The sequence below is a fragment of the Aquipuribacter hungaricus genome (assembly GCF_037860755.1).
Classification (GTDB): domain Bacteria; phylum Actinomycetota; class Actinomycetes; order Actinomycetales; family JBBAYJ01; genus Aquipuribacter; species Aquipuribacter hungaricus.
In genome coordinates this window covers 1-13,677 of the sequence record NZ_JBBEOI010000090.1, presented here as the reverse complement: position 1 = coordinate 13,677, position 13,677 = coordinate 1, and the positions used below count along the sequence as shown (strand labels likewise).

Annotated in this window: 14 protein-coding genes; 9 read left to right on the top strand and 5 right to left on the bottom strand. The window is 75.4% G+C overall.

Annotated elements, in window-relative coordinates:
- Window positions 1-758, top strand: a 758-nt coding sequence (locus tag WCS02_RS10940; protein ID WP_340292982.1) for a class F sortase, incomplete at its 5' end; no start/stop codon positions are given.
- A gap of 12 nt (window positions 759-770) precedes the next feature.
- Here WCS02_RS10940 and WCS02_RS10935 read toward each other — a convergent pair.
- Window positions 771-3,809, bottom strand: a complete 3,039-nt coding sequence (locus WCS02_RS10935; RefSeq protein ID WP_340292980.1) for a bifunctional [glutamine synthetase] adenylyltransferase/[glutamine synthetase]-adenylyl-L-tyrosine phosphorylase — start codon at window positions 3,807-3,809, stop codon at window positions 771-773.
- Between the two features lie 10 nt (window positions 3,810-3,819).
- Window positions 3,820-5,166, bottom strand: coding sequence for a type I glutamate--ammonia ligase (gene glnA / locus WCS02_RS10930; protein WP_340292978.1), 1,347 nt, complete (start codon window positions 5,164-5,166; stop codon window positions 3,820-3,822).
- A gap of 93 nt (window positions 5,167-5,259) precedes the next feature.
- Between glnA and WCS02_RS10925 the strand changes: the two genes are divergently transcribed.
- Both WCS02_RS10925 and panB read left to right on the top strand, forming a co-directional pair.
- The gene (locus tag WCS02_RS10925; RefSeq protein WP_340292976.1) at window positions 5,260-7,026 is read left to right on the top strand and encodes an NAD+ synthase; all 1,767 of its coding nucleotides are present in this window, start codon (window positions 5,260-5,262) and stop codon (window positions 7,024-7,026) included.
- An 82-nt stretch (window positions 7,027-7,108) separates the two neighbouring features.
- Complete coding sequence (gene panB, locus WCS02_RS10920; protein ID WP_340292975.1) at window positions 7,109-7,942, top strand: 3-methyl-2-oxobutanoate hydroxymethyltransferase; 834 nt, start codon at window positions 7,109-7,111, stop codon at window positions 7,940-7,942.
- 75 nt (window positions 7,943-8,017) lie between these two features.
- Here the strand turns inward: panB and WCS02_RS10915 are convergent, their stop codons facing one another.
- Together WCS02_RS10915 and WCS02_RS10910 are read right to left on the bottom strand one after the other, a co-directional pair.
- Window positions 8,018-8,584: an SRPBCC family protein gene (locus WCS02_RS10915; protein WP_340292974.1), complete on the bottom strand. Its 567-nt coding sequence runs from the start codon at window positions 8,582-8,584 to the stop codon at window positions 8,018-8,020.
- A complete protein-coding gene (locus tag WCS02_RS10910; RefSeq protein WP_340292973.1) occupies window positions 8,469-9,023 on the bottom strand; it encodes a metalloregulator ArsR/SmtB family transcription factor in 555 nt (184 codons plus the stop codon). Before WCS02_RS10910 ends, WCS02_RS10915 begins: the two co-directional genes overlap by 116 nt.
- A 407-nt stretch (window positions 9,024-9,430) precedes the next feature.
- Here WCS02_RS10910 and WCS02_RS10905 point away from each other — a divergent pair, with 407 nt between their 5' ends.
- The 5 genes from WCS02_RS10905 to WCS02_RS10885 are packed head-to-tail and all read left to right on the top strand — an operon-like array spanning window position 9,431 to window position 12,697.
- Window positions 9,431-10,447, top strand: a complete 1,017-nt coding sequence (locus WCS02_RS10905; protein ID WP_340292970.1) for a TIGR03557 family F420-dependent LLM class oxidoreductase — start codon at window positions 9,431-9,433, stop codon at window positions 10,445-10,447.
- A gap of 56 nt (window positions 10,448-10,503) precedes the next feature.
- A complete protein-coding gene (locus WCS02_RS10900; RefSeq protein ID WP_340292968.1) occupies window positions 10,504-10,689 on the top strand; it encodes an SPOR domain-containing protein in 186 nt (61 codons plus the stop codon).
- Between the two features lie 57 nt (window positions 10,690-10,746).
- Window positions 10,747-11,661: a type I methionyl aminopeptidase gene (gene map / locus WCS02_RS10895; RefSeq protein WP_340292966.1), complete on the top strand. Its 915-nt coding sequence runs from the start codon at window positions 10,747-10,749 to the stop codon at window positions 11,659-11,661.
- Window positions 11,658-12,428 (top strand): polyphosphate--glucose phosphotransferase, encoded by a 771-nt coding sequence (gene ppgK, locus WCS02_RS10890; RefSeq protein WP_340292964.1) that lies wholly within the window; start codon window positions 11,658-11,660, stop codon window positions 12,426-12,428. The genes map and ppgK overlap by 4 nt, the downstream gene beginning before the upstream one ends.
- The gene (locus WCS02_RS10885; protein WP_340292962.1) at window positions 12,425-12,697 is read left to right on the top strand and encodes a DUF3467 domain-containing protein; all 273 of its coding nucleotides are present in this window, start codon (window positions 12,425-12,427) and stop codon (window positions 12,695-12,697) included. Before ppgK ends, WCS02_RS10885 begins: the two co-directional genes overlap by 4 nt.
- On the opposite strand, the gene WCS02_RS10880 is transcribed toward WCS02_RS10885, so the two are convergent.
- Window positions 12,694-13,308, bottom strand: coding sequence for a hypothetical protein (locus WCS02_RS10880; protein WP_340292960.1), 615 nt, complete (start codon window positions 13,306-13,308; stop codon window positions 12,694-12,696). The two genes, WCS02_RS10885 and WCS02_RS10880, sit on opposite strands and share 4 nt — an antisense overlap.
- A 101-nt stretch (window positions 13,309-13,409) precedes the next feature.
- On the opposite strand from WCS02_RS10880, the gene WCS02_RS10875 reads away from it, so the two are divergent.
- On the top strand, window positions 13,410-13,677 hold a 268-nt coding region (locus WCS02_RS10875; RefSeq protein WP_340292958.1), incomplete at its 3' end, for a hypothetical protein.

Genomic DNA, 13,677 nt, shown 5'->3' with positions numbered 1-13,677 from the left:
CGCGCCGCCGTGCCCGCCCGAGGACGCTGCGGCTGCCCGTGCCGCTGCGCCGTGGCCTGCCGCGCGCCGTGCCGGTCCTGCTGGGCCTCGTCCTGGTCGGCGTGCTCGTCCTCGTGCTCGGTCCCCGGACCGGTACGGGCCCCGGCGTCGCGGCCCCCGGCGTCGCGGCCCCCGTACCGGTGACCACGGCGGCTGCGCCGTCGTCGCCGGCGTCGCCCGCCGTGCCCGTCCCCGCCCCGTCGACCGCGCCCGCGGAGGGGATGTCGCTGGTCGTGCCCGCGCTCGGCCTGCGCACGGACGTCTCCGAGGTGTCGCCCGTCGGCGGCCGGATCGACCCGCCGACCTTCGACCGCGCCTACCGGATCGCGCCCTACGGCACGCCCGGCTCGGACAACACGACCTACATCGCCGGGCACTCCTGGAACGCCGGCGACGCGGTGTTCAACCCGCTGCTGGACGTCGAGAGCCAGGAGGCGACCCTGGCCGCCGGCGACCTCGTCGAGGTCGTCGAGGACGGCGTCACGTACCGCTACGAGGTCCTCAGCACCGCGCGGTACCCCAAGGGCACGCTCGCCGACGTCGGCGAGGTGTGGGACAGGGTCCCGGGGCGCCTCGTGCTCATCACGTGCTTCCAGCTGGACACCGGGGCCCGCTCGCGCGACAACCTCGTCGTCACCGCGCAGCTGCTGCCCGGCTCCCCCGGACCCGTCGTGCCGTCCGGGACCGCGACCGCGGGCTCGGCCGCCCCCGCCCGCTAGGACCGGCGGCGCTCACCAGCCGTAGAAGACCCGCTCCATGACGGCCCTCGCGTGCCGTGCCGCGCGCAGCCAGTCCTCCTCCAGCGTCGAGGCCATGCCCGGCCCGTGCCCGAGCAGCCGCGCGACCCCGTCGAGGTCCCGCCGGTCCGTCGGCAGGGAGTCGGTGGACCGGCCGCGCCACAGCGTCATGGCGTCCCGCAGGCGCGACGCCAGCCGCCAGGCCACCTCGAGCGTCTCGGCGTCGGCCGGCGACAGCAGCCCCGCGTCCCGGGCGGCGGCCAGCGCCTCGCCGGTCGAGGCCGTGCGCATCGAGGGCAGCTCGTGGGCGTGGCGCAGCTGCAGCAGCTGGACCGTCCACTCCACGTCGCTGAGGCCGCCCCGGCCGAGCTTGACGTGCCGCCGGGCGTCGGCGCCGCGGGGCAGCCGCTCGGACTCCACCCGGGCCTTGATGCGCCGGATCTCCGCGAGGGCCTCCGCTGAGGGCCCGCCCACCGGGTAGCGCAGCGGGTCGATGACCTCGGTGAACCGGGCCGCGAGCCCCGCGTCGCCGACGAGGACGTTGGCCCGCAGCAGCGCCTGGTGCTCCGAGGGGACCGACCAGCGGCCGTAGTAGGCGCGCATCGCCTCCAGGCTGCGGACGAGCTCGCCGTTGCGCCCCTCCGGCCGCAGCCCGGCGTCCAGCTCCACGGGGGGCTCGGCCCCGGGCCGGCGGAGCAGCTCCCGCGCCCGGGTCATCACCTCTCGGGCGACGTCGGCGGCCTCCTTGGCGTCGGCGCCCTCGCGCGGGTCGTGGACGAGCACCACGTCCACGTCGCTGCCGTAGCTGGACTCCCCGCCGGCGAGGCGGCCCAGGACGAGCACGAGCAGCCGGGTCGGCAGCGCGTCCAGGGCGCCCGTGACGTCGGTGGCGGCGCCGCGGGCGAGCGCGGCCTCGCGGGCGGCCACCTGGACGGCAGCGGTGACGGTGACCGCGTCCGCGGTGGCCAGGGCGCGCCCGGCGGCCGCGGCGTCGACGAGTCCGGTGACGTCGGCGACGCCCGTGCGCACCACCTCGCGGCGGCGGATCGCGCGCAGCGACGCGACGGCCTCCTCCGCCCCGGCCGAACGCTGCGCCACGGCCAGGGCCTCGGCGAGCAGCGAGGCGTGCGTGGGCGGGACGAGCCGGTCGTCGGAGTCGAACAGCGCCGACGTGGTGGGGGCCCTCTCGATGAGCGCCCCCAGCAGCCTGCCGGAGCCGAGCACGAGCGCGAACCGCTCGGCCGCGCCGGCAGAGTCGCGCAGCATCTTGAGGTACCAGTGGGTGGTGCCGAGCTCGTCGGAGATCCGGCGGAACGACAGCAGGCCCGCGTCGGGGTCCGCGGCGTCGGCGAACATGCCGAGCATGGCGGGCAGCAGGGTGCGCTGGATCGCCGCGCGCCGGCTCACCCCGCCGGTGAGCGCCTCCATGTGCCGCAGCGCGCCGGCCGGGTCCCGGTAGCCCAGGGCCTGCAGCCGCGCCGACGCCGCGGCGCTGGTGAGCCGGACCTCGTCGGTGGACAGCGAGGCGATCGCGGTCAGCAGCGGCCGGTAGAACAGCTTCTCGTGCAGCCGCGTGACGGCACGGACGGTCTCCGCCCACCGGGTCCGCAGGTCGTCGGCGTCCGCACCCGGGCGCAGCACGAGCCGGGCGAGGCGGCGCCAGCCCTCGGGACGGTCGGGCAGGACGTGGGTGCGGGCCAGGCGCTGCAGCTGCAGCCGGTGCTCCAGCACCCGCAGGAACCGGTAGGCGCGGTCGAGCTCGGAGCCGTCGTCCCGGCCGATGTAGCCGTGCGCCGTCAGCGCCTCCAGGGCGACGAGCGTGCCGGGGGCGCGCAGCCGGGTGTCGGTGCGGCCGTGGACCAGCTGGAGCAGCTGCACGGAGAACTCCACGTCGCGCAGCCCGCCGCGGCCGAGCTTGAGCTGGCGGTCGGCCTCCTTGGCGGGGATGTGCTCGACCACCCGGCGGCGCATCGCCCGGGCGGACTCGACGAACCCCTCGCGCTCAGTGACCTGCCACACCATCGGCCCGACGGCGTCTAACCACCGCCGGCCGAGCTCCTCATCGCCGGCGACGACCCGCGCCTTGAGCATCGCCTGGAACTCCCAGGGCTCCGCCCAGCGCTCGTAGTAGGCGACGTGGCTGGCCAGGGACCGGGTGAGCGGGCCGCGCTTGCCCTCGGGGCGCAGCGCGGCGTCGACCTCCCACAGCGAGCCCTCGGGGGTCGTCCCGCCGCACACCTGCCCGATGGCGGCCGCGAGCCGCGCCCCGACGGTCTGGGCGTCCCCCTCGTCCAGCGTGCCGCCCTCGACGGGCTCGCAGACGTAGAGCACGTCGACGTCGGAGATGTAGTTGAGCTCCCGGGCGCCGGTCTTGCCCAGCGCGACCACGGTCAGGCGGACCTGGTCGGCCTGCGCGACCTCCCACGTGGCCAGGGCGTGCGCGGCCACCAGCGCCGCGTCGGCCATGTCCGCCAGCGCCGCCCCCACGCGCGGGAGCACGGCGGCGGCGTCCGGGGCGCACAGGTCGGTGGCCGCGACGGCGACCAGCTGGTCGCGGTAGGCGACCTTGAGCGCGTCGCGCGCCGCGGTGCCCTCGCGACCGCGCACGGCGGCGAGCATGGCCTCGCGCCGCTCCCCCGCCTCCATCGCGAGCCCGTCGCGCAGCACGAGCCGCCACGACGCCGGGTACCGGACCAGGTGGTCGGTGAGCGCGCGGCTGGCGCCGAGGACCCTCACCAGGCGGCGCAGCGGGCCGGGCCCGTCGTCCTCCCGGTCGTCGACGACGACGTCCCGCAGCCGGCCGCACAGGTCCTGGTCGGCGACCTCCACCAGGCGGACCAGGCCGAGAAGGGCCGCGTCCGGGTCGGCGGTGTCGCCGAGCAGCTCCGCCAGCGCCCACGAGCCGAGCTCGGAGCGCGACAGCTCGCCCAGGCGCGCCAGGGCGGTGCCGATGTCGACGAAGCCGGCCCGCGCGACGTGCGCGCGCAGCGAGTCCTGCCGGCGCCCGTCGACCTCGCCCGTGCCGGGACCCATCAGTGCCGGGTCACAGCAGCGGCAGGTAGCGGCGCCGCTCGAAGGGCGTGATCTCGCGCCGGTAGTCGTCCCACTCCGCCCGCTTGTTGCGCAGGAAGAAGTCGAAGACGCCCTCGCCGAGGGTGTCCGCGACGAGCTCGGAGCCCTCCATGACGCTGATCGCCTCGGACAGGCTGCCGGGCAGGGGCTCGATGCCGAGCGAGCGGCGCTCGGAGTCGGTGAGCTCCCACACGTCGTCCTCGGCACCGGCGGGCAGCTCCCAGCCCTCCTCGACGCCCTTGAGGCCGGCGGCGAGCAGCACCGCGAAGGCCAGGTAGGGGTTGGTCGCCGGGTCCAGGGCGCGGTACTCCACCCGCGTCGACTGGCCCTTGCTCGGCTTGTACATCGGGACCCGGACCAGCGCGGAGCGGTTGTTGTGGCCCCAGCAGACGTAGGACGGCGCCTCGCTGCCGCCCCACAGCCGCTTGTAGGAGTTCACCCACTGGTTGGTGACGGCGGTGATCTCGCGGGCGTGCCGCAGCAGGCCGGCGATGAACGAGCGGCCGGTCGTCGACAGCTGGTACTCCGCGCCGTCGGCGTGGAAGGCGTTCGCCTCGCCGGAGAACAGCGACAGGTGCGTGTGCATCCCCGACCCGGGCAGCCCGGCCAGAGGGCGCGGCATGAACGAGGCCTGGTGGCCCTGGGCGAAGGCCACCTCCTTGACCACGGTGCGGAAGGTCATGATGTTGTCGGCCGTGGACAGCGCGTCGGCGTAGCGCAGGTCGATCTCGTTCTGGCCCGGCCCGTTCTCGTGGTGGGAGTACTCCACCGAGATGCCGAGCGCCTCCAGCATGGTGATCGCCTCGCGGCGGAAGTCGTGGGCGACGCCGGCGGGGACGTGGTCGAAGTAGCCCGCCTGGTCGACCGGGACCGGGATCCCCTGCGCGTCGAGGTCCTTCTCGAACAGGTAGAACTCGATCTCGGGGTGCGTGTAGAAGCTGAACCCGGCCTCGGCGGCCTTGGCCAGCGTGCGCTTGAGGACGTGGCGGGGGTCCTGCGGGGCGGGCAGCCCGTCGGGGGTGAGGACGTCGCAGAACATCCGCGCGGTCCCCTGCCGCCCGTCGGGGCCGCCGCGCCACGGCAGCACCGCGAACGTCGACGGGTCCGGGCGCACGAGCATGTCCGACTCCACGACCCGGGCCAGGCCCTCGATGGTCGAGCCGTCGAAGCCGATGCCCTCGGTGAAGGCGGCCTCGAGCTCCGCGGGGGCGACCGCCACGGACTTGAGCGAGCCGAGCACGTCGGTGAACCAGAGCCGGACGAACCGGACGTCCCGCTCCTCGACGGTGCGGAGGACGAACTCCTGCTGACGGTCCATGGCTGCACGGTAGTGCGTGGGCCGGACCCGCGGCCGGTGGCGCCGCCGACGGCACCCCGCGGGCGGCGGCGCGCTGCTGGCTAGCCTGGGCTGGTGCCCCGACTGCGCCTCGCGCTCGCCCAGGTCGACACCGTCGTCGGCGACCTCGCCGCCAACGTGGCGCGGGCGCGCGCCGCGGTCGCCGAGGCCGCCGCCGCCGGGGCGGACCTCGTCGCCCTGCCGGAGATGTGCGTGACCGGCTACCCCGTGGAGGACCTCGCCCTGCGGCCCTCGTTCGTCGCCGCCTCGCGGCAGGCCGTGGCCGACCTGGCGCGCGTGGTCGCCGAGGACGGGCACGGCGACGTCGTGGTCGTCGTCGGCTACCTCGACCAGGACGTGGACGCCGCCGGCCGCGACGTGCAGCGGACCGGGCTGCCGAGCCTGGCCAGCCAGAACTGCGCAGCCGTGCTGCACGGCGGCGAGGTCGTCGCCCGCTACGCCAAGAACCACCTGCCCAACTCCGGCGTGTTCGACGAGCAGCGGATCTTTGCCCCCGGCACGCACGGGCAGCGGGTCGTGGTGCGGGGCGTCGACGTCGCGGTCCTCGTCTGCGAGGACCTGTGGCGCGACGGCGGGGTGACCGCCCAGCTCGCGGAGGCCGAGCACGACCCGGGCCTCGTGCTCGTCGTCAACGCCAGCCCGTACGAGCAGGGCAAGCACCGGGTCCGCTACGACCTGTGCCGCTCCCGAGCCGCCGAGACGGGCTGCACCGTGGCCTACGTCAACCTCGTCGGCGGCCAGGACGAGCTGGTCTTCGACGGGCAGTCCCTCGTCGTCGCCCCCGACGGCGAGGTGCTCGCCCGCGCGCCGCAGTTCGTCGAGCACGTCCTCGTCGTCGACCTCGACCTGCCCGCCGGCGCCACCGACGAGGGCCCCGGCCGGCTCTACGACCGCGTGGTCGTCCACGCCGACGCCGGCCCCGAGCCGCAGGGCCGGCTGCGTCCGGTCCCGGTCGAGCCGGTGGAGGAGTGCGAGGAGGTCTACCGCGCCCTCGTGCTCGGCCTGCGCGACTACGCGCGCAAGAACGGCTTCACCGACGTGGTGCTGGGCCTCTCCGGCGGCATCGACTCCGCGCTGGTCGCCACCCTGGCGGTCGACGCGCTCGGTGCCGAGCACGTCCACACCGTCGCCATGCCCACCCGCTACTCCTCCGAGCACTCGCTGTCCGACGCCGCCGAGCTCGCCCACCGGCAGGGCACCCGCCACCGCGTGGTGCCGGTGCAGCCGATGGTCGACGCCTTCGTCGACGGCCTCGGCCTGGCCGGGCTCGCCGAGGAGAACGTCCAGGCGCGGGTCCGCGGCGTCGTCCTCATGGGGATCAGCAACAGCGAGGGCCAGCTCGTCCTCGCCCCAGGAAACAAGAGCGAGCTCGCGACCGGGTACTCGACGGTCTACGGCGACGCGGTCGGCGGGTTCGCGCCGATCAAGGACGTCGTCAAGACCCTGGTGTGGCGGCTCGCCCGCTGGCGGAACGCCGACGCCCTCTCGCGCGGGGAGCAGGCGCCGATCCCCGAGAGCAGCATCGACAAGGCCCCGTCCGCCGAGCTGCGCCCGGGCCAGGTCGACTCCGACTCGCTGCCGGACTACGAGCTGCTCGACGCGGTCGTGGACGGCTACGTCGTCGGCGACCTCGGCCACGCCGACCTGGTCGCGCGCGGCGCCTCCGAGGAGCTCGTCGACCGGGTGGTGCGCATGGTCGACCGCGCGGAGTGGAAGCGCCGGCAGTACCCGCCGGGCACCAAGGTCAGCGCCAAGGCGTTCGGCCGCGACCGTCGCCTGCCGGTGACCAACCGCTGGGTGGAGCCGGCCGCGCGCGACTGAGGTCCCGGGGGCCGGGCTCTGGCCGACGGGCGGCGGCCGTCGCTGCGGCCGGGCGCGCGGGCCGTCTGGGAGCATGGGCGCGATGAGCCAGACGAGCGACACCGCGGCCAGGCGTCCGACCCGCGTCCGGGTGCCCCACCTGGCCCGCTGGAAGGCCGAGGGCCGCCGCTGGGCGATGCTCACCGCCTACGACGCGACCACCGCGGGGGTGCTCGAGGAGGCCGGCATCCCGGTGCTGCTCGTCGGCGACTCCGCGGCGAACGTCGTCTACGGCTACTCCAGCTCCCTGCCGGTGACCCTGGAGGAGATGCTGCCGCTCGTGGCCGCGGTCGCCCGGGGCACGCAGCGCCCGCTCGTCGTCGCCGACCTGCCGTTCGGCTCCTACGAGGCCTCCGACGCCCAGGCCGTGACCGCTGCCGCGGCGCTCATGAAGGCCGGCGCCCACGCGGTCAAGCTCGAGGGCGGCGTCCGTGCCCGCGACCGGGTGGCCGCCATCGTGGCCGCCGGCATCCCGGTCATGGGCCACGTCGGCTTCACCCCGCAGGCCGAGCACGCCATCGGCGGCTACCGGGTGGCGGGCCGCGACGACGCCGCCGCGGAGCGCACGGTGGCCGACGCGGTCGCCGTCGCCGACGCGGGTGCCTTCGCGGTCGTGCTGGAGATGGTCTCGGCGCCGGTCGCGTCCCGGATCCGCGAGGTGCTCGCCGTCCCGACGGTCGGCATCGGCTCGGGCCCGGACTGCGACGCGCAGGTGCTCGTCTGGCAGGACATGGCCGGGCTCAACGACGACAGCCGGCTGTCGTTCGTCAAGCGGTACGCCGACATGCGCGGCGTGCTCCGCGGGGCGGCGGCGGCGTTCGCCGCCGAGGTCGAGGACGGGTCCTTCCCGGACGCCGCCCACAGCTTCGACGCCTGAGCCTCGTCGGGCCGGCTCGTCGGGCCCGTCCGGCCCGTCCAGCCCGTCCGTGTCGGGCCTTACCGTCTGCCTGAGTCAGTCGCCGCTGGTCCCCGCGGGGGGCTCCCACGCCGGCATCGGCTCCCCCGCCAGGGCAGCCCGGAGCTTGTCGAGGTACCAGGACCAGCCCGCCTCGATGTCGCCGCCGTCCCACCCTGCTCCGAGCTGCTGCCGGAAGGTGAGCGCGGTCCCCGGACCGTCGGGTGCCAGGTCGACCTCGAGGGTCCACACCTGGTCGTCCGACTCGGGCAGGTCCACCACGAGCCGGCGCGGCGGGTCGCACTCGTGGACCGTGACCGTGGCGGGCGGGGCGACCTCTCCCCCGGCGTCGACCTCGCCTGTCCAGGTGAACTCGACCGTGCCGCCGGCCCCGCCCTCGCCGGTCCAGGTGCCGAGCCACCGGGCGAGCCGGTCGCTCTGGGTCAGGGCCGCCCAGACGTCCTCGACCGGGTCCGGGTAGCTACGGTGCAGGACGAGCAGCCGCCCCTCACCCTGCGGCGGCGGCGGCGTCGTCCCGCCCGCCGCGCCCCCCGTCGCCGTCCCGCTCCCCGACGTCCCGCTGCCTGACGTCCCGCCTGCCGACGTCCCGTCCTGTGCCGTCATCGCGCCTCCTGTCGTCGTCGCGTCCCCTGCGCCCGCGGCGCAGCTCGGTGCCCAGGGCGTCCAGCCGTGCGGCCGGGCCCTGCGCGCGTGCGATGGTGCGGTCATGCGGGGCGCTCGACCCGGTCACGGCCCCGGTGCTCGCTGGGCTGCTCGCCGTCGTGGCCGCGACGGCGCCCCCGCCGGTGACCAGCGGGCGGAACTGGCCGAGCCAGTCATCCAGCTCCGCCAGGGGCCCCCGGTCTAGCGCGTACACCCGTCGTCGGCCCACGACCTCGACCCGGACCAGCCCGGCCTCCCGCAGCACCCGCAGGTGCCGGCTGACCGCAGGGCGGGACACGTCGAACGCGGCGGCCAGGTCCCCGGCCGGGAGGTCCTCGTCGCGCAACAGCTCCAGGACCCGCCGCCGCACGGGGTCTGCTACCGCCTCTGCCACCTGCACCCGTAAAGCGTAACGTTTGAGTTACACGATGTGCCAGACTCCGCCGTGCGCGCGCCCGAGCGGGGCGCCCTCGCGGTCGACCCCCGTCGCGGCGAGCGGAACGGCTGATCTCGGGCGTGCTTGCACCAGGGCACTGCGGACCGGCGAGCGGCGCCGACGATCTCGGGCCCGCTCGCACTCTCGGGGGGCGAAGTGGCGAGCGCTGCCGACGATCTCGGGCCCGCTCGCACTCTCGGGGTACGAAGCGGTGAGCGGGGCCGACCATCTCGGGCTCGCTCGCATCCGCCTCCCGACCCGGTCCTGGGACCAGGACGGGGTCACCCACGCCGGCCACCCCGCTCAGGTCCCACGACGCAGCACGCCCTGCGCGGAGGCGCGCGCCGCCGTCCCGGGGCTAGCGTCCGTGCATGGCCTTCCGCTCCCTGTCCGACTCCCTCGTCGGCTACGCGACGATGCTCGAGCAGTTCCACCCCACCGAGGCGGTGGAGCTCACGGCGCTGGCCGAGCAGCACGGGTTCGTGGGCGCGATGGTCGCCGACCACTTCGCCCCGTGGGTGCCGCAGCAGGGGCAGGCGGCGTTCGTCTGGAACGTCATCGCCGCGCTGGGCGAGCGGACCACCGGCGACATGGGACCCGGCGTCACCTGCCCGAGCTTCCGCTTCCACCCGGCCCTGGTCGCGCAGGCGGCCGCCACCACCGAGGCGATGTACCCCGGCCGGCACTGGCTCGGCCTCGGCTCCGGCGAGGCGCTCAACGAGCACGTCGTCGGCGGGTACTGGCCCGAGGGCCCGCAGCGGGTGTCGATGCTGTTCGAGGCCGTCCGGCTCATCCGCCAGCTGTTCGACGCGAGCATCGCCGGCAAGGACACCAAGTTCGCCGGCGAGCACTTCCGGATGGAGTCCACCCGGCTGTGGACCATGCCCGAGCAGGCCCCGCCGATCTACGTCGCGACCGCCGGCCCGGTGAGCAGCAAGCGGACCGGGAAGTACTGCGACGGGCTCATCACCGTCGGCGCCCCGCTGAGCAAGATCGACATGATCCTCACCAAGTTCGCCGAGGGCGCCCGCGAGGAGGGCAAGGACCCCGACGCCATGCCCAAGGTCCTCCAGCTCCACCTCAGCTGGGCCGAGACCGACGAGCAGGCGCTCGCCAACGCCCTCGACCAGTGGCCGAACGGCGGCATGAAGTTCCCCAAGGCCGACATCCGCTCCCCCCACGACTTCGCCGCGATGGCGCAGCTCGTGCGGGCCGAGGACTTCGAGGGCCGGATGGTCGTCAGCGCCGACCCCGACGAGCACCGCGCGTACATCCAGACCTTCCTGGACGCCGGGATCGACAAGGTCTACCTGCACAACGTCGGCCGCAACCAGCGCGAGTTCCTCGAGGTCTTCGGCCGCGACGTGCTGCCCGCCCTCCACCGCTGACCCACAGCACCGCACGCCCGAGGACCACGACCCGACCGCACGAGAGGACACCCGCCATGACCGACGAGGCGCAGCAGTTCTGGTTCAACACCAAGACGAAGCAGGTCGAGCAGGGCCGTCAGTCGCACTACACCGACCTCATGGGTCCGTACGCGACGCAGGCCGAGGCCGAGCAGGCGCTGAGCACCGCGGCCGCCCGCACCGAGGCCTGGGACGAGGACGACGAGAAGTGGAAGAGCTGAGTCCTGACCACGGTCGGCGGCGGCGCCGCGACGGGGGCCTCACCTAGACTCCCGCGCATGCCGACGACGACTGCACGCCCGCGGGTCCGCCCGGGCCGGGTGGGACCGCGCCGCACGGTGCCGGCCCACATCCGCAGGCCCGAGTACGTCGACCAGGCACGGGCGGCCCGGTACACCGGTCCGGCGGTGCAGGACGAGACCACCGTCGCCGCCATGCGGGTGGCCGGCAGGCTCGCCGCCGACGCCCTGCAGGCCGTCGGCCGCGCCGTCGCGCCGGGGGTGACGACCGACGAGCTGGACCGGGTGGGGCACGAGTACCTGGTCTCCCACGGGGCCTACCCGTCGACGCTCGGCTACCCGGGCCACGGCTCGCCGCCGTTCGCGAAGTCGCTGTGCACCTCGGTCAACGAGGTGATCTGCCACGGCATCCCCGACAGCACCGAGCTGCTCGAGGGCGACATCGTCAACGTCGACATCACCGCGTACCTCGACGTCGACGGCACCGCGGTCCACGGCGACACCAACGCCACGTTCTGCGTCGGCGAGGTGGACGAGGAGGTCCGCCTGCTCGTCGAGCGCACCCGCGAGGCCACCATGCGGGGCATCAGGGCCGCGCTGCCCGGCCGGCAGGTCAACGTCATCGGCCGGGTCATCGAGAAGTACGCCGACCGGTTCGGCTACGGCGACGTCGCGGCCTTCACCGGCCACGGCATCAGCACCGCGTTCCACTCCGGCCTCGTCATCCCCCACTACGACGCCGCCCCCGACCACGACACCGTCATCGAACCTGGGATGACCTTCACGGTGGAGCCCATGCTGACCCTCGGAGCCTCTCAGCACACGATGTGGGACGACGGCTGGACGGCGGTCACCGTCGACGGCTCGTGGACCGCGCAGTTCGAGCACACGGTGCTCGTCACCGACAGCGGCCCCGAGCTGCTCACCCTGCCGAGCGACGGGGTGGCCCTGTGAGCGGGCGGCTGGCCGTGGGGCTCGACATCGGCGGCTCCGGCATCAAGGCCGCGGTCGTCGACGTCGACGCCGGGGAGCTCGTCGCCGAGCGCGTCCGCATCCCCACCCCGGAGCAGGCCCGCCCCGACGACGTCGCCCGGGTCGCCGACGAGGTCGTCGACGCGGTCGTGGCGGCCGGGCCCGAGCCCACCGTCCGCGCGGTCGGCGTGGGCTTCCCCGCCGTCGTGCGCCAGGGCGTGACGACGACGGCGGCCAACGTGCACGCCGACTGGATCGGCGCGCCGGCCGCGGAGCTCATCGGCGCCGCCCTGGAGCGGCCGGTGCTCGTGGCCAACGACGCCGACGTCGCCGGGCTCGCCGAGATCCGCTTCGGCGCCGGCCGCGGCGTGAAGGGCGTCGTGCTCGTCACCACCCTCGGCACCGGCATCGGCAGCGCGCTGTTCGTCGACGGCCTGCTGGTCCCCAACACCGAGCTCGGCCACATCGAGCTGGACGGCGTCGACGCCGAGAGCCGCGCCGCCGACAGCGCCCGGGAGCGCGAGGACCTGTCGTGGAAAGACTGGGCCAAGCGGCTGCAGAAGTACTACACGCTGCTGGACACGATCCTGCAGCCGGACCTCATCGTCGTCGGCGGCGGGGTCAGCAAGAAGCACGAGAAGTTCCTGCCGCTGCTGGAGCTCCGCACGACCATCGTCCCCGCCGAGCTGCGCAACGAGGCGGGCATCATCGGCGCGGCCGTCATGGCGGCGGAGAGCGAGCAGCCGTGAGCGAGCCCACGCCGGGTCCCGGGCAGATCCGGGTCAACATGCCCGACGAGATGGCCGGCGGCGACTACGCCGACTTCGTCCGCGTCTGGCACGGCAAGGACATCTTCACCCTCGACTTCGCCGCGCTCGTGGCCCCGATGAGCCCCGAGGGCACGACCGCCCGCGTCGTCTCCCGGGTGCGGATCCCGCCGAGCCAGGTGTTCGAGATCATGAAGGCCCTCGAGCGCTCGCTCACCGCGTGGGAGAAGGAGCACGGGCAGGAGCGCTAGGAGCGCCCCTGCCGCCCGGCCCACACCTCCAGGGTCGCCTCCCGCACCGGCCCGGTCTGGGCCTGCACGAGGTGGAACAGCGCCTCCCGTGCCAGGCGCTGCGCCGGGGCGTCCAGCGACATGCCGGCACCCGCGCACGCCGCGACCAGGGCGCCGGACGTGCTCTGCAGCAGGTGGAGCGTCTCGGCCCGCAGCCGGAGCCGGCGCGGCACCTCCTCGGTGACCGGCACCCCGTCCAGCAGGCCGTACGCCTCCTGCCGCAGCGCCGAGCCCTGCTCGGCGGCCTGCAGGGCGACGTCGGCGGCCGCCGCGGTCCCCGGGCGCCCGGCGGCCCGCACCAGGTGCCGGCACACCGTGGCGAGCAGCCCGAAGGCCGCCGGGCCGACGTTCGCGGTGCGCGCGGTGTCCAGGGCGAGCCACTCCCCGGCGGGCACCACGTCGACGACCTGCTCCGGTCCGACGCGCAGCCCGTCCAGCGCCAGCGTCGTCGTGCGGCTGGCCTGCATCGCCGCCAGCCGCAGCGGCTCCCCCGACGCGGCGCCGGGTAGGTCGTGCGCCGGCAGCATCGCCAGGACCAGGTCGTCGTCGCCGCGGGCCGCCAGCAGCAGCACGTCCGCCAGGCCCCACGCCGTGAGCCAGCCGACCGTGCGTCGACCAGCCAGCCGTCGCCGTCGCGCCGGGCCGTCACGGCGGGCGGGCCGGGGCGCCGGACGTGCGACACCGCCACGGCCGCGAGCTCGGTCCCGGTGCTCAGCGGGCCGACGTGGTCCCGGGCGGCCGGGGCGTCCCGGGCGGCGCCCACGACCGCGAGCGGGAGGGCGTGCTGGGCGGTGACGAACCAGGTGGCGCCGCACGCCCCCGCCAGCAGCTCGGTGACCGTGCGCACCACGGCCGGGCCTGCTCCGCCCCCGCCGTCGGCCGTCGGCGCACCCGCGCCCAGCAGCCCGGCCCGTGCCGCCAGGTCGACCCGGGGGCGGTCA

Bases quoted from the DNA above. Each gene is read 5' to 3' on its own strand.
- map (WP_340292966.1), top strand. From the start codon at position 10,747: ATGCCGACGACGACTGCACGCCCGCGGGTCCGCCCGGGCCGGGTGGGA.
- WCS02_RS10905 (WP_340292970.1), top strand. From the start codon at position 9,431: ATGGCCTTCCGCTCCCTGTCCGACTCCCTCGTCGGCTACGCGACGATG.
- WCS02_RS10915 (WP_340292974.1), bottom strand. From the start codon at position 8,584: ATGACGGCACAGGACGGGACGTCGGCAGGCGGGACGTCAGGCAGCGGG.
- WCS02_RS10935 (WP_340292980.1), bottom strand. From the start codon at position 3,809: ATGGGTCCCGGCACGGGCGAGGTCGACGGGCGCCGGCAGGACTCGCTG.
- glnA (WP_340292978.1), bottom strand. From the start codon at position 5,166: ATGGACCGTCAGCAGGAGTTCGTCCTCCGCACCGTCGAGGAGCGGGAC.
- WCS02_RS10900 (WP_340292968.1), top strand. From the start codon at position 10,504: ATGACCGACGAGGCGCAGCAGTTCTGGTTCAACACCAAGACGAAGCAG.
- panB (WP_340292975.1), top strand. From the start codon at position 7,109: ATGAGCCAGACGAGCGACACCGCGGCCAGGCGTCCGACCCGCGTCCGG.